This window comes from Streptomyces sp. NPDC091376 (assembly GCF_044757085.1).
Taxonomy (GTDB): domain Bacteria; phylum Actinomycetota; class Actinomycetes; order Streptomycetales; family Streptomycetaceae; genus Streptomyces; species Streptomyces pratisoli.
In genome coordinates, this window is record NZ_JBIVUF010000003.1 from 91,401 (window position 1) to 109,663 (window position 18,263).

The following is an 18,263-nucleotide window of genomic DNA, read 5'->3' on the forward strand; positions in this document are numbered from 1 at the left end:
GTCGGCCGGGGTTTCCGGACGACGGCGGCCGGCGTGACCTCCCGGGGCCGGCCGGATCACGGTCGGCGGCGGGGGCTCGTTCATGGGTGCCCGGAGCGGCTCAGTCCTCCGGGAGCTCGACCGGGGCGATCTCGTCGAAGACGTCGCCCGGTCCGGGGTTGGTGGTGTCGGTGGTGCCGCCGAGGTGGTGCATCACGCCCCACACGGCGTTGAGGGCGGTCTGCACCGCACCCTCGGCCCAGCCGGCCGTCCAGGAGATGTCGTCGCCGGCGAGGAAGATGCCGCGCTTGTCGGAGGGCAGCCGGTCCTGCATGAAGTGGGTGAACAGACGCCGCTGGTAGCGGTAGTGGCCCGGCAGGTTGGCCTTGAACGCGCCCATGAAGTAGGGCTCGTTCTCCCAGGACACGGTCACCGGGTTGCCGATGATGTGCTTGCGGATGTCGACGTTCGGGTAGATCTCGCCGAGCGACTTGAGCATGACCTCCATGCGCTCGTTCGCGGACAGCGGCAGCCACTTGAGGCTGTCGTCGCACCACGTGTACGAGAGGCAGATGACGGCCGGCTTGTCGGGGCCCTCGTCCAGGAGGTAGGTGCCGCGGGTCATGCGGTCGGTGAGCGTCATCGACATGACGTCACGGCCGGTCTGCTCATCCTTGTCCAGCCAGAACGGCCGGTCGACGGGGACGAACAGCTTGGAGGACTCCATGTAGTGGGTCCGCTCCATCGCCGTCCAGTGGTCGATGGGGAACAGCGAGTCGTCGCACGCGATCTTGGAGAGCAGCATCCAGGACTGGGCGGTGAAGATCGCCGCCTGGTAGGTGCGGATGTCGCCGGACGCGTCGGTGACGGTGATGCGGTTGCCGGCGGTGCGGTGCAGCCGGGTCACGGCGGGCCGCGGCTCGCCGTCGACGTGCAGCGTCGCGAGCGAGGTGCCGTACGCCCAGTGCGTGATCTTCTCCGGCGAGCGCTCCCAGAGCCGCAGCGGCAGCTGCTGGGAGCCACCGACGATGCCGCGGTGGTGGTCGTCGGCCTCGGTGTAGACGACGCGGAGGATCTCCAGGATGGAGTTGGGGAAGTCGGTGTCCCAGCCGCCGGTGCCGAAGCCGACCTGGCCGAAGATCTCGCGGTGCCGGAAGGACTTGAAGGCCTCGGAGTCGCAGAGGAAGCCGTAGAAGGTCTGGTTGTCGAGCTTCTCGACGAGCTTCGCCCAGATCTCGCGGATGCGCGGGACGTCCCGCTCGCGCATGGCGCGGTTCATGTCGGAGAAGTCCGCGCCCTCGTCCAGACAGGCGTTCCACGCGTTCATGACGTCGCGGTAGACCTGCGGCAGGTCGTCGATCGTCTCGGCGTAGTGCGACTCGCCCTTGAGGTCGACCACCGTCGAAGGGGTCGACTCGGCCAGGGGGTTGGGGAACGCCTTGGTCTCCAGGCCCACCAGGTCGATGTAGTGCTGCAGCGCCGTCGAGGACGGCGGGAAGCGCATGGCGCCCATCTCGGCGGTCAGCGACGGGTCGCAGCCGTCGAAGCCGACCGTGCGCAGCCGTCCGCCGATCTGGTCCGCCTCGTAGACGACGGGCTTGAGGCCCATCTTCATCAGCTCGTAGGCGGCGATGATGCCGGAGAGCCCACCGCCGATGACGGCGATCTCGGTGCCGTGCTCGGTCGCCGGTATCTGGCCGAGGCCCGCCGGGTGGGCGAGGAAGTCGTCGTACGCGTACGGGAAGTCCGGCCCGAACATGGTGATGGGCGGCTGCGCGTCGGTGTGCGGGACGGCGGTGGGCACCGTGGACGTCATGGGGTGTTGCTCCTGGTCTGGCGGGGCGGGTCGAGAGGTCTCAGCGGGTGAGCGACGCGTACAGGCCGGGGCGGCGGTCGCGCAGGTACGGGTTGTCGGCGCGGGAGGCGGCCAGCAGGGCCGGGTCGGCGTCGCCGGTCACCAGCTCCTCGCCGTAGCCGGCCCGGGCCCTGGTGACGCCGTCGGGGCCGGCGAGGCAGCTGAGCCCGGCGAAGTCGAACTCGCCCTCGGGGCCGGTCCGGTTGGCGTACGCCACGTACATCTGGCTCTCGAAGGCGCGGGCCGGAAGGAGCTTCTCGGCGACGAACCGGAAGGGGTTCATCAGCGCGGTCGGCACCGCCAGCAGGTCGGTGCCGGCGAGCGCGTGGGCGCGCACGTTCTCCGGGAACTCGACGTCGTAGCAGATCAGCAGGCCGATGCGGAGGCCACCGAGATCGGCCTGGACGACGGGCTCGTCACCGGGCGTGAACCACTCCTGCTCGAAGCAGCCGAAGAGGTGGGTCTTGCGGTAGTTCGCGAGGCGGGCGCCGTCGGGGCCGATCAGCTGCGCCGCGTTGTACACCCGCTCCTCGTCGGCGCCGGTGCCGCGCTCGGGATAGCCGTAGAGGACGGCGATCGTGTGACGCACGGCGATCTCGGCGACGGCCTCGGCCGAGGGGCCGTCGGCGGGCTCCGCGAGGCGGGGTACGTCGGCGCCGATCGCGTAGCCGGTGAGGAACATCTCCGGGCAGACGAGGAGGCCGGCGCCGCCCGCCGCGGCCTGTGCGGCGCGGGTGTCGAGGATCTCGAGGTTCTTCGCGATGTCGCCGGGTGTCCCGGAGCTCTGGAGCAGGGCGGTGCGCAGCGGCGGCATGGACCTACCTCGGAAGGGGTGTGGTGGGTGTCAGGACGACGTCAAAACGGTACGTTCCGGCCGTTGGCCGGGACAAGGCGGGACCGTTGCGTTCCGAGACTCGATCCGTTGCGCGATTTCCCCCTCGGGCGGCGATTCGTTGCGCATCCCCGGCGGGAGGCCGCTCCGGCCGGACGGGGTCCTGTGTGCCGTCCGGGAGACTACGCCGGGGCGCCGGAGGAGAACCGCCTGAGCAGCGGGGACAGCACCAGCACGGACTTGGTCCGTTCCACGAAGGGCTCGCCGGCGATGCGCTCCAGCACGCGCTCGAAGTGGCGCATGTCGGCGGCGAAGACCTGGACGATCGCGTCCGCCTCCCCGGTGACGGTGGAGGCGGACGCGACTTCCGGATACCGCGCGAGGCCACGCTTGATGGACTCGGGCGAGGTGTTGCTGCGGCAGTAGATCTCGATGTAGCCCTCGGTCTCCCAGCCCATGGCGGCCGGGTCGACCCGGACGGTGAAGCCGGTGATGGCTCCCTCCGCCCGGAGCCTGTCCACGCGCCGCTTCACGGCGGGCGCGGACAGGCCGACGAGCGATCCGATGTCGGCGTAGGAACGGCGGGCGTCCTCGGCGAGGGCGTGGACGATGCGTTCGTCGAGATCGTTCAGTCGCACAGGGGGTGGATCACTTCTCTGCTGTTGCCAACCGGGAGCGGCCGAGGCCGTACAGGAAGTAGAACACGAGCCCGGCGACCATCCAGCCACCGAACCACACCCAGGTGATGGCCGGGAGGCTGAACATCATGTAGGCGCAGAAACCGAAGCCGAGGATCGGGGTGACCGGGAACAGCATCACCTTGAAGGTCCGGTTCATCTCGGGCCGCTTGTAGCGCAGGATGATCACGGCGACGTTGACCAGCGCGAACGCGAAGAGCGTCCCGATGCTGGTGGCGTTGGCCAGCTCGCCCAGCGGGATGAAGGCCGCGAGGACGCCGCAGAAGAGCGAGACGATCACGGTGTTGGCGCGCGGGGCGCCGGTCTTCTCGTTCACCTTGGCGAACACCTTGGGCACGAGCCCGTCGCGGGACATCGCGAAGAGGATGCGCGTCTGGCCGTAGAGCACGGCGAAGACGACGCTGGCGATGGCGACGACCGCGCCCGCGGCGAGCACGACGCCCCAGAAGCTCTGGCCGGTGACGTCCTTCATGATCTGGGCGAGCGCCGCCTCCGTGCCCTCGAAGTCCTGCCACGGCATGGCGCCGACGGCGACGAGCGCGACCAGGCAGTAGAGGACGGTGACGATGAGCAGCGACAGCATGATCGCGCGCGGCAGGTCCTTCTTCGGGTTCTTGGCCTCTTCACCGGCGGTGGAGGCGGCGTCGAAGCCGATGTACGAGAAGAACAGGGTGGCCGCGGCGGCGCTGATACCGGTGACGCCGAGCGGGGCGAGCGGGGCGTAGTTGCCGGCCTTGATGCCCATGAAGCCGATGCCGATGAAGAGCACCAGCGTCACGATCTTGACCATGACCATGATTGTGTTGACGCGGGCGCTCTCCTTGGCGCCGCCCATCAGGAACACCATGGCGAGCAGCACCACGACGAGCGCGGGGAGGTTGATGAAACCGCCCTCGCCGAGCGGCGCCGACACCGCGCTCGGGATCGTCACGCCTATCGTGCCGTCGAGCAGTTCGTTGAGGTACTCGCCCCAGCCGACGGCGACGGCCGCGACGGAGACGCCGTACTCCAGCACCAGGCACCAGCCGCAGACCCAGGCGACGAGCTCGCCCATGGTGGCGTAGGAGTACGAGTACGAGGAGCCGGAGACGGGGACGGCTCCGGCCAGTTCCGCGTACGACAGGGCCGAGAACAGCGCGGTCAGGCCCGCGACGACGAAGGAGATCGCCACCGCGGGACCGGCCAGCGGGGTGGCCTCGCCGAGGACGACGAAGATGCCGGTGCCGAGGGTGGCACCGATGCTGATCATCGTCAGCTGCCACATGGTGAGCGAGCGGCGGAGGGTGCCGCCCTCGCCCTGCCCGCCCTCGGCGACGAGCTGCTCTACGGGCTTGCGCCGCATCAGCCGGGCTCCGAGCCCGAGAGCGGGGCCGCCGGGGTCCCGCTGGGGGGTGACGGGGGGCGCTGCGTCCAACACTGGGGAGGCTCCTTATCGCTGCCTGTCGGTGAGGCGGCGACCGGAGGCGTCCCTGGGCGCGGGCGCGGCTGAGCGCAGCGCGAAGCGCGGGGGGATCGCCGAGCAGACGGTCCCCGCCACTCCACGTACTAAGCGAGGACCTTACGAGGTTCGCGTTCCCAACCGTAATGCATGAGCTTTGCGCACCTGCGCAAGATCATTGCGTGCTGGGGGCCTCGGCGGGGGAACGTTGCACGGCCGCGCAAAAGTCTTCAGATCTCGCGGAGACGGTCGGCGATCTCGCGCAGCAGGGACGGGTCGTGCGTGCCCTGCGGGGCGGTCGGGGCGCAGACCCGGACCAGACCCGCCTCGACCAGGTCGGCGAGCAGGACGCGGACGACCGTGAGCGGCAGGTCGGCGTCCGCCGCGACCTCGGCGACCGGCCGCGGCGCGCGGCGGACCAGTCGCAGCAGCGCACTGCGGGCGTGGTCGAGCCCTGGCTCGGGCCGTTCGTCGGCGCCGTCCCGTTCCACGGCCGTGACCAGCGACATCAGATCGAAGTGATGGTCCGCGGCGGGACGGGTCCGGCCCCGGGTCACGGTGTAGGGCCGCACCATCGAACCGGTCTCGTCCTCGTACCAGTGATCGTTCACGGGTCTATGCGCCGGTGGCGTCGACGGCCTCGGTGGACTCGGTGGATCCGGTGGGCCCGGTGACGGCGCGCGAGGGGACCGTCATGTGCCGGCCGACCCGCTTGACCAGGAGCGTCATCTCGTGGGCGAGCTGTCCGACGTCCGTCCGGACGTCGCTGAGCACCGCGAGGCGGCTGCCGTCCCCGGCGGGGGTGATGAAGAGATACGCCCCGTCGAGCATGACCATGGTCTGCCGGACCTTCCCGGCCGCGAATCGGGAACCGGCTTCCTTGGCGAGGCTGTGGAAGCCCGCGCACACGGCGGAGAGATGCTCGACGTCCCGTGCGGGCATGCCCCGGGAGGCGCAGGTGACCAGGCCGTCCGCGGTCAGCAGCACGGCCTGCCGCACGTGATCGGTCCTGGCCAGCAGATCGTCGAGCAGCCAGCCGAGATCGCTCGCGGCGGTCCCCGCCGGCTCTCTGTCGTGCGGCTCAGCCATGGTCGCCCGTCCCTTCGTCGTTCGTACTCTCCCGCCCGGCCGGGCCGGCCTTCCGTCCCCGGTCGAGCCCCCGCTGAAACGCGCCGAAGATCGCCCGCATCTCCTCCGCGCCGACCTCTCGCTCGGGTCCCTCCGGCTCCGTGGGCCCCTCCCGCAGCGGCGCGGCGAGCGAGGCCTGCCGGATCCTGGTGGGCAGCACCCGCGGCCGTACGCCGACACCCGGGTCGCCCCCGTCCCGCGGGGGCGCGGCACCCTCGACGTCCGCCTCGGCGCCGCCCTCGACTCCGGCCCGAGGCCCGGGCCCGCCGTCGTCGCGCGGCTGCGCCTGGAGCGGACGGTGGCGCGTGCGGGTGGGGAGCACGGACTGCCCGTTGTCCGGCCCGACGCGCCCGCCCTGCGGGGAAGCCGCTCGTGCGGGCAGCGCGCGGACGACGGCGCCGGCAGCGGCGGTCGGCGTGGGCTCCGGTGCAGGCGCAGGTGCCGGTCCCGGAGCCGGAGCCGATCCCGATCCCGGGGCCGGGTCGGGGTCCGGTGCCGCCGGGGCGATGATCGCATTCGGCAGGAGCACCACCGCCGTGGTGCCGCCGTACGGGGAGCGCGTGAGCGTGACGGTGATGCCGTGCCGCGCGGCGAGGCGGCCGACGATGTACAGGCCGAGACGCTCGTCCTGGACCGGGTCGAAGTCACCGGGGCGGGCGAGGGTGCGGTGGGCCTCGGCGAGTTCGTCGGCGTCCATGCCGAGGCCGCGGTCGTCGATCTCCAGGACGAAGCCGTTGCGCGCGGCGCCGGTGCGCATCGTCACCTGGGTGTGCGGCGGGGAGAACGCCGCCGCGTTCTCGACGAGTTCGGCGACGAGGTGCACCACGTCCGCCACCGCGTCCGCGCCGACCCCCACCGCGGGCATCGGCGGGACCACGACCCGGGCGTAGTCCTCGATCTCGCCGACCGCCGCGGCCACGACGTCCACGAGCGGCACCGGCGCCCGCCACCGCCGCCCGGGCGCCGCGCCCGACAGGATGATCAGGCCCTCCGCGTGGCGCCGCATCCGGGTCGTCAGATGGTCGATCCGGAAGAGGTCCTCCAGCGTGTCCGGGTCCGTCGTACGCCGCTCCAGCGTGTCGACGAGCTTCGACTGCCGGTGCACCAGCGCCTGGTTGCGCCGCGCGATGTTCAGCAGCACGGCGAAGATCCCGCGCCGCAGCGTCGCCTGCTTCACGGCAGCCTCGACGGCCGCCCGCCGGGCCGCGTTCAGAGCCCGCCCGACCTGCGCGATCTCGTCCGGCTCCCGGTCGCCGTCACCGAAGTCCAGCGGAGGCGCCGCCGCGGCCGCGTCGACGTCCTCGCCCGCGCCGAGCCGTTCCATCACCTCGGGCAGCTGGCGGGTCGCGAGCACGTCCGCCGCGTCCCGCAGTTCCTCCAGCCGCCGCGCGATCCGCCGTCCCGCGCCGACCGAGAGCCAGATCGACAGCCCGACGGCGATCAGGCCGACGACACCGACGACGGCCGCCTTGACCATCTCGCGGTAGGCGAAGGCCCGCCCGCGCTCGGCCGCGTTGAGCGCGGAGTCGGTGCACAGCAGCATGTACCGCTTGACCGCGCGGTCGGTCGTGGTCCGCCAGGACTCGGCGGCCATGGCCTCGCCCGCGTTCGCCGCACCCGCCCGCAGCAGGGTGTCCTCACCCGACGTCAGCGCCCGGTACTCGGCGGTGCGCTGGAAGTCCGTGAACAGCTCGCGCGAGTCGGCGGGCAGATCGGCGACGTACGTACGGTGGAAGACGCGCCGGTCCTCGATCGTCGCGGTGAGCGTGTCGTACTGGCTGTCGGTGAGGTTGCCCGCGGCGCGGGCTCCGGCGACGAGCGCGTCCTCCCGGGACACGAACTCCCGCACCCGCACCAGCTCCACCACGACCTGCGCCTCCCGGGCAAGCTGTCCGGCCTGCAGCGCGGTGAGCTGGGACTGCACATCGAAGGTGGGCTCGACGATCGTGGTGTACGCGTCGACGGCCTCGTTCCAGGAGATCCGCCGGTCGACGACCCGCTCCCGCAGACGGTCGAGCCGCGCGGCCGCGGCGTCCATGGCGTCCAGCGACTGCCGCTGCCGTGCCGAGAGGTCCTCGCGCCGCTCCTGGTCGCCGATCGCGTCGCGCATGGCCTCGACGGCGCGATCGGTCGAGCGCTGCTGGTCCAGCAGCGCCGCGGCGTCGGCCGTGCCGCCGTTGCGCTGTCCGGCTCCCAGATACGCGGCGGCGAGCCGGCGCTCGATCTGGACCTGCCCCACGGCCGTGTCGACGGGCGTGCCGAAGCCCTCGTAGATGCTCTGGAGCCGGATCAGGGCCCGGAGATCCCCCGTCACCGACACCATGGCGAAACTCCACAGCGTCATCAGGGCGACGGTCGGGACGACGGTGAGGGCCACGATCCGGCCGCGGATCGTGGGACGGCGTCGCCGGCGCATGGACTCCCCAGGACGTTCGGGACAAGCGGTCAGCGGCTGGTTACCGACCGGTAGGGGCAGTCAAGCTACGCGATCCGTCATGGATGGCGCAATGCTCCCGCCGGTAACGCCCGTAGCCGTTGCCGGCGCTGGTCATTGACACTTCGTCAGCTCTGCTGCACGGTGCCGCGGAACCGCCCGGCACCGGGGACGGCACGACGTCGCGGCGGCGGGGTAGGAGTGAGGTTCCCGTACCCGACGATCGGAGGACCCACGTGACGCCGGACGCGACCTGGCTCGATCCCGCACCGTTTCTGCGCGGCGTGGCCTGGCACGACGGCGTGCGCACGGTGCGGGCCGACCCCGGCGACACCGCCCGGCTGCCCTGGGACACGTGCGAGCGCGCGGCGCTGCCCGTCGGCGTACGGCTGGAGTTCACCGCGCCGGACGGCGCGCGGGCGGTCGAACTGCGCTACCGGGCCCGGGTGCCGGGCCCGACGGACGCACTGCGCGATCTCGCGCACTGCTTCGCCCTGTGGCAGGGCGACCGCTGCCTGCACGAGTCGTTCACCGAGCCGGCCGAGGAGGCCACGGTGACGATCGGGCTGCCGGCCGGCCCCGGCCCGTTCACCATCCATCCGCCCGAGTCCCAGTCCCCGGTGATCCTCGGACTGCGCGGGCTCGGCGGGACGGTGACTCCCGCGCCGCGACAGCCCCGATGGCTGGTCCACGGGGACTCGATCACGGAAGGCTGGTGGTCGACCCGGCCCGCCCACTCCTGGCCCGCGACCGCCGGCCGGGCCCTCGGCCTCGACTGCGTGAACCTCGGGTACGCGGGCGCGGCGCGCGGCGAGCTGCCGACGGCCCAGCAGCTCGCGGCGCTCCCCGCCGAGCTGCTGACGCTCGCGTTCGGCACCAACTGCTGGTCGTGCGTCCCGTACTCGGCCCCCCTGCTGTACGAGACGACGCGCGCCTTCGTCACCCTCGTCCGCGAGGGCCACCCCGCGACACCGCTGCTGCTGGTCTCCCCGGTGCTGCGCCCGGACGCCGAATCGACGCGCAACGCCCTGGGCGCCACACTCGCCGAGCTCCGTACGGCGATGGAGGAGGCGGCCCGCGACCTGGCCGCCGCGGGCGACAAGCACCTGGCGTTGCTGCCGGGCAGGGACCTGCTCACCCCGGACGACCTGGCGGACGGGCTCCACCCGAACGACGCGGGCCACGCCCGCCTCGCGGCTGCCGTGGTGACGGCGCTGGGTCGTGTCTGACGAATGGCGCCGTCCGCCCGACGAACGCCTCAGGGGCCGCACCGGTCTCCGGCGCGGCCCCTGAGGCGAGTGACGTGTCAGCTCCAGCTGGCGTGCAGCGGCTTGCCCTCCGCGTAGCCGGCGGCGCTCTGGATGCCGACGATCGCCTTCTCGGCGAACTCCTCCAGCGACCCCGCGCCCGCGTAGGTGCACGAGGAACGGACGCCCGCGATGATCGAGTCGATCAGGTCCTCGACGCCCGGACGCTGCGGGTCGAGGAACATCCGCGAGGTGGAGATGCCCTCCTCGAAGAGCGCCTTGCGGGCCCGGTCGTACGCCGACTCCTCGCTCGTACGGTTACGGACGGCACGCGCCGAGGCCATGCCGAAGGACTCCTTGTACAGCCGGCCGTCGGCGGTCTGCTGCAGATCGCCCGGCGACTCGTACGTCCCCGCGAACCAGGAGCCGACCATGACGTTGGACGCGCCGGCGGCGAGCGCCATGGCGACGTCGCGCGGGTGACGGACACCGCCGTCGGCCCACACGTGCTTGCCGTACTTCCTGGCCTCGGCGGCGCACTCCAGCACCGCGGAGAACTGCGGCCGGCCCACGCCGGTCATCATGCGGGTGGTGCACATCGCGCCGGGCCCGACACCGACCTTGATGATGTCCGCCCCGGCGTCGATGAGGTCCTTGACGCCCTCGGCGGCCACGATGTTGCCCGCGACGACGGGGACCTGCGGATCGAGGCCGCGGACCGCCCTGATCGCGGAGATCATGGACTCCTGGTGGCCGTGCGCGGTGTCCACGACGAGGGTGTCCACACCCGCGTCGAGGAGCTGCTTCGCCTTGCCCGCCACATCGCCGTTGATGCCGACCGCGGCGGCGATCCGCAGCTTGCCGTCGGCGTCCGTGGCCGGTGTGTACAGCGTGGCGCGCAGGGCGCCCTTGCGGGTGAGGATGCCCGCGAGCCGGCCGTCCTCGTCCACGGCCGGGGCGATCTTGCGGTTGGCGTTGTCGAGCTTGGTGAACGCCTCGCGGGGGTCGATGTCCGCGTCGATGAGCAGCAGGTCCTTGGACATGACCTCGGACAGCTGGGTGAAGCGGTCCACGCCGGACAGGTCGTGCTCGGTGACGACGCCGACCGGTCGCTGCTCCTCGTCCACGACGACGCCCGCGCCGTGTGCGCGCTTGTGCAGCAGGGACAGCGCGTCGGCGACCGTCTGGTGCGGGGTGAGCACGATCGGGGTGTCGAGCACGAGGTGGCGCGTCTTCACCCAGGAGACGACCTCGGTGACGACCTCGATCGGGATGTCCTGCGGGATGACGACGAGGCCGCCGCGGCGGGCGACGGTCTCGGCCATCCGGCGGCCGGCGATCGCGGTCATGTTGGCGACGACGAGCGGAATGGTGGTGCCCGTGCCGTCGGGAGAGGCGAGGTCCACGCCCTGACGGGAGCCCACGGCCGATCGGCTCGGCACCATGAACACGTCGTCGTACGTCAGGTCGTACGGCGGCTTGAGGTCATTGAGGAAACGCACGTGCTGAACATCCCAGTCGATCGGAGGGGCCCCGGAGGTTTCATCCGAGGAAAACGCACGTACTTCATTGTCCCATGACACGGGTGGTGATCCGTGCGGGCCGATCATCCAGGACCGCGCGAAGGACTCTCGTCGGATCCTCCAAGGGCGAGCAGTACGGCGAGCTGCCCCGGCATGGTGTCCACGGCCTGGGCGAAGACGTCCTGGGCGGTCTGCCAGTCGCGCGGGCGGGCCGCGGCGTACTCCTGCCAGCGACGGACGAGGACGAGTGTGCCCTCCTCCCCCGGCAGGTCGGTGAGGCAGTCGGCGAGGGCGTCCCAGTTCCGGCCGAACCAGGCGGGCAGCTCCAGGTCGCTCGCGCAGCGCTCCATGAAGGCCGCCTTGTCCGTGACACCGTGCAGGTCGAGGACCGTGATGTTCCGGCCTGCGGTGGCGCCGAACAGTGCCGCGAGGGGGCCGTTTCTCATCGGAGTACCACCCTGAACGTCTGGTAGTGGTCGTCGGTGTAGTAGACCTCCCCCTCCTGCCCCGTGACGATGCGTCGGGCACCGCGGTCGCGCTCGCCGGGCGTGGGCACGGTGTACTCGCGGTAGTAGCCGCGCTTGTGGTCCGGCAGCAGGCCCTCGAAGTTCCCGAAGGTGGAGCCGTCCTTCTTGTACGGGAACGGCCCGCCGCGGTCGATCAGCCGCAGGGTCGCCCTGGCCTCGGGCGGCAGACCGGCGACCGGGACGGTGGCGAGTCCGGAGGCGGAGGCGGAGAGCGGGGCCGGCGGCGAGGACACCGTGGACGCGGGGCTCCGGGTCCCGGGGACCGGGCCCGAGTCGCTGCCGGAGCCGGTGGAACAGCCGACCAGCAGCAGGAGTGGACAGGCCACCAGCGCCGTCAGCAGCCGGAACAGGTACGAGAGCCGGAAGGGCCGGTTCAGCATGCCGCCGATGCTGTCACGCCCGGGTGGCGAAGACGGTGAGGATCGGTCCCCGCGGGTAGGGAATGCCCCGTGCAGCACAGTGACGAGACACAGCGCGCCGCCCGTCAGGAGTCCGCGAGGCTCACCGCCGAGAGCGTCCACGGGGTGGCGCTGACCTGGGTGGACAACGCAGGACTCACCCGGGTCAAGGCCGTCCCCGTCGGCCGCCTCGCCCACGCGGCAACGCGCGGCGTCGGGATGTCCCCGGTCTTCGACGTCTACCTCGTGGACGATTCGTACACCACCAGCCGCCACATCGGCGGCCCGGACGGCGACCTGAGACTCGTACCGGACCTGGAGCGGCTCACGGTGCTGGCCGCTCAGCCCGGCTGGGCGTGGGCTCCCGTGGACCGGTACGACCAGCAGGGCCGGCCGTACGCGGCGTGCCAGCGGCTGTTCGCCCGCCGGATGGCCCGGCGGGCCGCGGAGCGGGGCATCGAGCTGCGGATGGGCTTCGAGACGGAGTGGGTCGTGCAGCGGGACGGCACGTATCCGTGGGCGGGGCCGGCGTACGGGATGGCCCGGGTGGTCGAGCTGTCCGACTACGTGAACGAGGTCCTGCGGACGCTGGCCGCGCAGGGCGTGGAGGTGCTCCAGATCCATCCCGAGTACGCGGCAGGGCAGTTCGAGGTGTCCGTGGCGCCGGCGGACCCGGTCGGCGCGGCGGATCTCGCCGTACTGGTCCGCGAGACGATCCGTGCGGTGTCCGTGCGGCACGGGCTCACCGCCCTGTTCGGCCCGGCGGTGGAGGCGGGCGGCGTCGGCAACGGCGGCCATCTGCATCTGAGCCTGTGGCGGGACGGCCGCAATCTGTGCCGGGACGGCGAGGGGCCGTTCGGGATGACGGACGACTGCGAGTCGTTCCTCGCGGGTGTGCTCGACGCGCTGCCGGCCCTGCTGGCCATCGGCGCACCGACCCCGGCGAGCTATCTCCGTCTCCAGCCGTCCCGCTGGGCGGGTGTGTTCCAGTGCTGGGGCCTGGAGAACCGCGAGGCCGCCCTCCGCTTCATCACGGGCGCACCGGACGATCCGGACGGCGCGAACGCGGAGGTGAAGTGCTTCGACCCGGCGGCCAATCCGTATCTGGTGACGGGTGCGGTGATCGCGGCGGGGCTGGCGGGCGTCGCGGCGAAGGCTCGGCTGCCGGACCCGGTGCGGGGCGACCCGGCGGTGACCGGCGCCGACGGTCCGGGCGACACGACGACCGACCGGCCCGGCGACACGGCGGCGGACGACAAGGCCACGCGGGGCGGCACGGGCGCGCCCGCGCGACTGCCGCGGTCGCTGCCCGAGGCGTTGGACCACTTCGAGCGCTCGGACGTGCTGCGTGCGGCGCTCGGCGAGGCGCTGTTCGAGGCGGTCCTCGCGGTGCGCCGCGCGGAGAACGACCTGTTCGCGGGCAGGGCCCCGCAGCAGATCGCCGACGCGACGCGCGGGCGGTACTGAATGCCCCTCACGCTGCCGCCGCTCGTCGACCACCACTGCCACGGGGTGCTGCGCCACGACGTGGACGCGGACGGATTCGCCTCGTACCTGACCGAGTCGAACGCCCCCGCCGCGCCCGGCACGAGCTTCTTCGACACCCAGCTGGGCTTCGCGGTGCTGCGCTGGTGCCCGCCGCTCCTCGGCCTCGACGCCCACTGCCCCGCGGAGAGGTATCTGGAGCGTCGCGGCGAGCTGGGCGCCGAGGAGTCGACCCGGCTGCTGCTGCGGGCGAGCGGTACCGGTACGTATCTGGTGGACACGGGGCTGCCGGGCGATCTCACGGGCCCCGGGGAGCTGGCCGGGCTCGGCGGCGGCGAGGCGGGCGTGATCGTTCGCCTGGAGTCGTTGGCGGAGCGCACGGCGGATGCCGGCCAGGACGCGGCGTCGTTCCTCGAAGTGTTCGACCACGCCGTCACGGCCGCCGCCCGCACCGCCGCCGGCTTCAAGTCGATCGCCGCGTACCGCCACGGCCTCGGGCTCGACCCCGACCCGCCGGGTGCCGCGGAGGTGCACGCCGCCGCGGCGCGCTGGCTGACGGACCGGCCTCCGGGCGGCCGGATCACGGACCCCGTGCTGCTGCGCCATCTGCTGTGGTCGGCGGTCCGCACGGGGCTGCCGCTCCAGCTGCACACCGGTTTCGGCGATCCCGATCTGCGCCTGGACCGCTGCGATCCGCTGTTGCTGACGGACTTCGTCCGGGCGGTCGCCCCCCACGGCTGCCCGCTGGTGCTGCTGCACGGATACCCGTACCACCGGCACGCGGCCTATCTCGCCAACGTGTTCACACATGTGTACGCGGACGTGGGCCTGGCGCTCTCCCACACGGGCGCCCGCGCCGCCGCGGTCCTCGCCGAGGCGCTGGAGCTCACCCCGTTCGGCAAGCTTCTCTACTCGAGCGACGCGTACGGGCTCCCGGAGCTGTACGTCGTCGGCGCCCGCGTCTTCGAGGACGCGCTCACCCGCCTCACCGACTCCTGGACCTCGTCGGGCGCCTGGTCCGAACCGGACGCGGCCCGCGTCGCCCGCATGGTGTCCGCGGAGAACGCGGCCCGGCTGTACGGCCTGGTCCCGGCGGAGCCGTGAGGGTGGGCCGGGTCGGCCCGGATCCCGGCCGCAACCGCAGCCGGAACGGGGACCAGGACCAGGTCCGTGGCCGTGGCCGTGGCCGTGGCCGTGGCCGTGGCCGTGGGGTCAGTCGTCCGGGTCCGCGCGGTCCAGGGCGGGGCGGGGTGCGGGACGGGACTCCGTCAGGAGGAAGTCCGCCGCCGCCGTGTCGGTCACCAGGCTGGTCACCAGCCCGGATCTGAGCACCGCCCCGATCGCCGCCGCCTTGCGCTGGCCGCCGGCGATGGCGACGACCTCCGGGATCCGGCGCAGCCGGTCGGCCTCGACCGTGATGCAGCGTTCGCCCAGGTCCCGGCCGACCCGTCGGCCGTCCGCGTCGAACAGGTGCGCCGACATCTCCGCCGCGACGCCGAGCGAGGCGTAGTGCGAGCGCTCCTCGTCGGTCAGCATGTCGTGCACCGTCGAGATGCCCGGCTCCCAGGAACCGATGGACACGCACGCGACCGTGACCTTGTCGAAGTACTCGAAGGCCCGCGCGATCCCCGTCTGGTTGCGCAGCGCCGCCGCGGTCGCCGGGTCCGGCAGCAGCATCGGCGCGTAGATCGGGTGCGCCTCACCACCGGACACCTGCGCGGCACGGCGCACCGCCTCCACCGAGCCGCGCTCCGCGGTCCCGGCGTCGTACACCCCCGTGAGCTGGACGACCGTGCACGGCGGCAGCCGGTCCAGGGCCGCCGCCATATGGATCGTCGAACGGCCCCAGGCCAGCCCGAGCACGTCCCCCTCGGTCACCAGCTCGCCGAGCAGCTCCGCGGCCACCTCGCCCAGGTTCTCCGGGTCGGGGGACTCGTCCTCGCCCTCCGTGGGGGACTCGACGACCACCGCGTGCCGCAGCCCGTAGCGGGCGCGGAGCGCGTCCGAGCGCTCCGCGTCCAGCTCGGCGGGTACGCGGATCTCGATCCGTACGAGGTCGCGCTCCAGCGCCGTCTCCAGGACCCGGGCCACCTTGAAGCGGCTGACGCCGAACTCCTCCGCGATCTGGATCTTGGACTTGCCCTCGAGGTAGAAGCGTCGGGCCATGGCCGCCGCCTGCACCAGCTCCGCGGGTCCCATCCGCAGGGCCGACCGTCCCGCCGACATAGCAGACACCGCGATCTCCTCACTGCTGTTCACACTCCGGAACCGCCATCCTGACAGATCCGGGTGATGTTGATCAGCCCAGTCGGGCCCCGTTCACGTAAGCGTGGCTCAGTGGTTGCACGCCCAGGGTGCCGAGGCGATCCTCCGGGCCGCCTGCTCGCGCAGCGCACGGACGGCCTCGGCCGGGTCCTCGGCTCCGTACACGGCGGAACCGGCGACGAAGACGTCCGCGCCCGCCTCGGCGCACTGTTCGATCGTGGCTTCCGAGACCCCGCCGTCGACCTGGAGCCACAGCTCGAGTCCGTGCTTGGTGATGAGCTCCCTGGTACGGCGGATCTTCGGGAGCATGATGTCGAGGAACGCCTGGCCGCCGAAGCCCGGCTCCACGGTCATGATCAGCAGCATGTCGAGCTCGGCGAGCAGGTCCTCGTACGGCTCGATGGGGGTGGCGGGCTTGAGCGCCATCGAGGCGCGCGCACCCTTGGCCCGGATCTCGCGTGCCAGCCGCACGGGGGCCGCGGCGGCCTCCACGTGGAAGGTGACGGAGCCCGCGCCGGCCTCCACGTACTGCGGAGCCCAGCGGTCCGGGTCCTCGATCATCAGATGGCAGTCCAGCGGGGTGTCCGTGGCGCGACCGAGCGATTCGACCACCGGGACGCCCAGCGTCAGATTGGGCACGAAGTGGTTGTCCATGACATCGACGTGGAGCCAGTCGGCGCCTTCGACGGCCTTCGCCTCCTCGGCGAGCCGGGCGAAGTCGGCGGACAGGATGCTGGGGTTGATCTGGGCCATGAGCCAAGACTGCCATGCTCGCGCGCACTTCCCGGCCTCGATGGGGACGGAAGAGGGCCCTTGCTCGCGACCGGGGGCCGCGCGGAGCGCCGCAGTCCGCCCATTCCCGGCATTCGGGGCCGTCTGAAGGCGGCCCGCCCGCGGGTTTGTCCGTAGAGTCGTCCGGGGGTTGCCCTCACCCGGACCGACCGGTCTGCCGGATGTCCCCGTGTCCCCGCTCCCCCGATCGTGGTGGTGCTGATCCCGTCACTCGGATCACTCGGGGAGAGAGCACGATGACGCACCGTTCGACCACCGTCCGCCGGACCGTGGTGGCCGCCGTGGCACTGGCACTCGCGGCAGGCACGGCCGTGGCTCCGGCCCCGGCCTCCGCGGCGACCGCACCGCACACGGTCGAGGGGGTGTGGCGCACGGACGGTTACGGGACGGTCCTGTCGGTCGACCGGGACGTGCTGCGGCAGTACCAGACGAGCGCCGCCGGCTGTCTGCCCGGCGGGAGCGCCGAGCGCTCTGGCGGCGGCGGCCGTTCGGCCTCGTACCGGACCGCGGACGGCACCGTACTGACCGTGCGCCCCGGCGCACTGCGCATCGCCGGCTCGCCCGGAGAGCGCCGGCTGCGGCGCCTGGAATCGCTTCCCGCCGCGTGCGCACGACCCGCGCCGCAGGGGCCGGTCGCCGTGTTCGACACGTTCTGGCAGACCTTCGAGGAGAACTATCCGTTCTTCGCCGCCAAGGGCATCGACTGGCGCGCGGTCCGCGACCGCCATCGCCCGCGCATCGACGCCGGCACGACGGACGCCGAGCTGTTCGCGGTGCTCAGCGACATGGTCCGGCCCCTGCACGACGCGCATGTCCGTATCAGCGCGGGCGAGCAGGGCTTCTTCTACGAGAAGCGTCCCGGCACGGAGATTCCGACCGGGGACATGGACAAGCCCATCAAGGCGTACATCCAGGAGCGGGACCTGGCCGGCCGGCCGCTCCAGGAGTTCGCGCGCGGCCGGATCGGCTACGCGGATCTCCCGGGCGGGCAGGGCTATCTGCGTGTCACCGGCTTCGGCGGCTATACGGAGGCGAGGCCGGAGACGTACGCCGACAGCCTCGCCGCTCTGGACGATGCCCTGGACACGGTCTTCACCCGGGAGCGCACCACCGCTCTGACGGGCCTGATCATCGATCTGCGGATCAACGGCGGGGGCTCCGACAGCCTCGGCCTGCGGCTGGCCGGCCGCCTCACCGACCGCGTCCACTTCGCCTACGCCAAGCGCGCCCGCAACGACGCGGCCGACCCGTCCCGCTTCACCCGCCCCCAGCCCCAGCTCGTCCGCCCGGTGCAGGGCCCGCGCTACACGGGTCCCGTCGCGGTCCTCACCGGCGGTTCGACGGTGAGCGCCGGCGAGACCCTCACTCAGGCGCTGATGGAACGGCCGGGGCGGACCATCCGCATCGGGCAGCCCACGCAGGGCGTCTTCTCCGACGTCCTGCCGAGGGCTCTCCCGAACGGCTGGCAGTTCCTCCTCCCGAACGAGGAGTTCCTGACCCGCGACGGCCGGACCTTCGACGGCCCCGGCATCCCTCCGCACCTGAGCGAACCGGTCTTCACGGAGGAGGAGTTCGCAGGCAACCGCGACTCGGCGTTCGACCGCGCACGCGAGGTACTCCCCCGGTCCGGCTGACCCACGGCCGCCTCCGCCCCGCCCCGCC

At 72.4% G+C, this 18,263-nt stretch carries 16 protein-coding genes; 4 read left to right on the forward strand and 12 right to left on the reverse strand.

Annotated elements, in window-relative coordinates:
- Nucleotides 1-100: 100 nt before the first annotated feature.
- The 7 genes from ACIQMR_RS08130 to ACIQMR_RS08160 form a co-directional block, all read right to left on the reverse strand.
- Entirely contained in the window at nucleotides 101-1,795 is a 1,695-nt protein-coding gene (locus ACIQMR_RS08130) for a flavin monoamine oxidase family protein (RefSeq protein ID WP_401384293.1), read from the reverse strand.
- Between the two features lie 40 nt (nucleotides 1,796-1,835).
- Nucleotides 1,836-2,648, reverse strand: a complete 813-nt coding sequence (locus ACIQMR_RS08135; protein ID WP_401384295.1) for a carbon-nitrogen hydrolase family protein — start codon at nucleotides 2,646-2,648, stop codon at nucleotides 1,836-1,838.
- A gap of 200 nt (nucleotides 2,649-2,848) precedes the next feature.
- Nucleotides 2,849-3,304: an Lrp/AsnC family transcriptional regulator gene (locus tag ACIQMR_RS08140; protein ID WP_401384297.1), complete on the reverse strand. Its 456-nt coding sequence runs from the start codon at nucleotides 3,302-3,304 to the stop codon at nucleotides 2,849-2,851.
- A gap of 10 nt (nucleotides 3,305-3,314) precedes the next feature.
- On the reverse strand, nucleotides 3,315-4,781 hold the full coding sequence (locus ACIQMR_RS08145) for an amino acid permease (RefSeq protein ID WP_401384300.1): 1,467 nt from the start codon (nucleotides 4,779-4,781) through the stop codon (nucleotides 3,315-3,317).
- Nucleotides 4,782-5,032: 251 nt separating this feature from the next.
- Complete coding sequence (locus ACIQMR_RS08150) at nucleotides 5,033-5,413, reverse strand: DUF742 domain-containing protein (protein WP_401384302.1); 381 nt, start codon at nucleotides 5,411-5,413, stop codon at nucleotides 5,033-5,035.
- Nucleotides 5,414-5,417: 4 nt separating this feature from the next.
- Nucleotides 5,418-5,891: a roadblock/LC7 domain-containing protein gene (locus ACIQMR_RS08155; protein ID WP_401384304.1), complete on the reverse strand. Its 474-nt coding sequence runs from the start codon at nucleotides 5,889-5,891 to the stop codon at nucleotides 5,418-5,420.
- The gene (locus ACIQMR_RS08160) at nucleotides 5,884-8,346 is read right to left on the reverse strand and encodes a nitrate- and nitrite sensing domain-containing protein (protein ID WP_401384306.1); all 2,463 of its coding nucleotides are present in this window, start codon (nucleotides 8,344-8,346) and stop codon (nucleotides 5,884-5,886) included. Before ACIQMR_RS08160 ends, ACIQMR_RS08155 begins: the two co-directional genes overlap by 8 nt.
- Before the next feature lie 254 nt (nucleotides 8,347-8,600).
- On the opposite strand from ACIQMR_RS08160, the gene ACIQMR_RS08165 reads away from it, so the two are divergent.
- Complete coding sequence (locus ACIQMR_RS08165) at nucleotides 8,601-9,593, forward strand: GDSL-type esterase/lipase family protein (protein ID WP_401384309.1); 993 nt, start codon at nucleotides 8,601-8,603, stop codon at nucleotides 9,591-9,593.
- A gap of 77 nt (nucleotides 9,594-9,670) precedes the next feature.
- Here ACIQMR_RS08165 and ACIQMR_RS08170 read toward each other — a convergent pair whose 3' ends face one another.
- The 3 genes from ACIQMR_RS08170 to ACIQMR_RS08180 form a co-directional block, all read right to left on the reverse strand.
- Nucleotides 9,671-11,113, reverse strand: a complete 1,443-nt coding sequence (locus ACIQMR_RS08170) for a GuaB1 family IMP dehydrogenase-related protein (RefSeq protein WP_401384311.1) — start codon at nucleotides 11,111-11,113, stop codon at nucleotides 9,671-9,673.
- Between the two features lie 104 nt (nucleotides 11,114-11,217).
- Nucleotides 11,218-11,580 carry a barstar family protein gene (locus tag ACIQMR_RS08175; protein WP_385472999.1) on the reverse strand — a complete coding sequence of 121 codons (363 nt, stop codon included), beginning with the start codon at nucleotides 11,578-11,580 and terminating at the stop codon, nucleotides 11,218-11,220.
- Nucleotides 11,577-12,041 carry a ribonuclease domain-containing protein gene (locus ACIQMR_RS08180; RefSeq protein WP_401384315.1) on the reverse strand — a complete coding sequence of 155 codons (465 nt, stop codon included), beginning with the start codon at nucleotides 12,039-12,041 and terminating at the stop codon, nucleotides 11,577-11,579. The genes ACIQMR_RS08175 and ACIQMR_RS08180 overlap by 4 nt, the downstream gene beginning before the upstream one ends.
- Before the next feature lie 69 nt (nucleotides 12,042-12,110).
- On the opposite strand from ACIQMR_RS08180, the gene ACIQMR_RS08185 reads away from it, so the two are divergent.
- Entirely contained in the window at nucleotides 12,111-13,526 is a 1,416-nt protein-coding gene (locus ACIQMR_RS08185; RefSeq protein ID WP_401384318.1) for a glutamine synthetase, read from the forward strand.
- Nucleotides 13,527-14,648, forward strand: coding sequence for an amidohydrolase family protein (locus ACIQMR_RS08190; protein WP_401384320.1), 1,122 nt, complete (start codon nucleotides 13,527-13,529; stop codon nucleotides 14,646-14,648).
- Between the two features lie 108 nt (nucleotides 14,649-14,756).
- Here the strand turns inward: ACIQMR_RS08190 and ACIQMR_RS08195 are convergent, their stop codons facing one another.
- A complete protein-coding gene (locus ACIQMR_RS08195) occupies nucleotides 14,757-15,803 on the reverse strand; it encodes a sugar-binding transcriptional regulator (RefSeq protein WP_401384323.1) in 1,047 nt (348 codons plus the stop codon).
- 75 nt (nucleotides 15,804-15,878) lie between these two features.
- The gene (rpe, locus tag ACIQMR_RS08200; RefSeq protein WP_401384326.1) at nucleotides 15,879-16,562 is read right to left on the reverse strand and encodes a ribulose-phosphate 3-epimerase; all 684 of its coding nucleotides are present in this window, start codon (nucleotides 16,560-16,562) and stop codon (nucleotides 15,879-15,881) included.
- A gap of 275 nt (nucleotides 16,563-16,837) precedes the next feature.
- On the opposite strand from rpe, the gene ACIQMR_RS08205 reads away from it, so the two are divergent.
- Entirely contained in the window at nucleotides 16,838-18,235 is a 1,398-nt protein-coding gene (locus tag ACIQMR_RS08205; protein WP_401384328.1) for a S41 family peptidase, read from the forward strand.
- The last annotated feature ends 28 nt before the right edge of the window (nucleotides 18,236-18,263 follow it).

Excerpts from the sequence above, each read along its gene's own strand:
- ACIQMR_RS08130 (WP_401384293.1), bottom strand. The coding sequence starts at position 1,795 with ATGACGTCCACGGTGCCCACCGCCGTCCCGCACACCGACGCGCAGCCG.
- ACIQMR_RS08135 (WP_401384295.1), bottom strand. The coding sequence starts at position 2,648 with ATGCCGCCGCTGCGCACCGCCCTGCTCCAGAGCTCCGGGACACCCGGC.
- ACIQMR_RS08155 (WP_401384304.1), bottom strand. The coding sequence starts at position 5,891 with ATGGCTGAGCCGCACGACAGAGAGCCGGCGGGGACCGCCGCGAGCGAT.
- ACIQMR_RS08160 (WP_401384306.1), bottom strand. The coding sequence starts at position 8,346 with ATGCGCCGGCGACGCCGTCCCACGATCCGCGGCCGGATCGTGGCCCTC.
- ACIQMR_RS08175 (WP_385472999.1), bottom strand. The coding sequence starts at position 11,580 with ATGAGAAACGGCCCCCTCGCGGCACTGTTCGGCGCCACCGCAGGCCGG.
- ACIQMR_RS08180 (WP_401384315.1), bottom strand. The coding sequence starts at position 12,041 with ATGCTGAACCGGCCCTTCCGGCTCTCGTACCTGTTCCGGCTGCTGACG.
- ACIQMR_RS08190 (WP_401384320.1), top strand. The coding sequence starts at position 13,527 with ATGCCCCTCACGCTGCCGCCGCTCGTCGACCACCACTGCCACGGGGTG.
- rpe (WP_401384326.1), bottom strand. The coding sequence starts at position 16,562 with ATGGCCCAGATCAACCCCAGCATCCTGTCCGCCGACTTCGCCCGGCTC.
- ACIQMR_RS08205 (WP_401384328.1), top strand. The coding sequence starts at position 16,838 with ATGACGCACCGTTCGACCACCGTCCGCCGGACCGTGGTGGCCGCCGTG.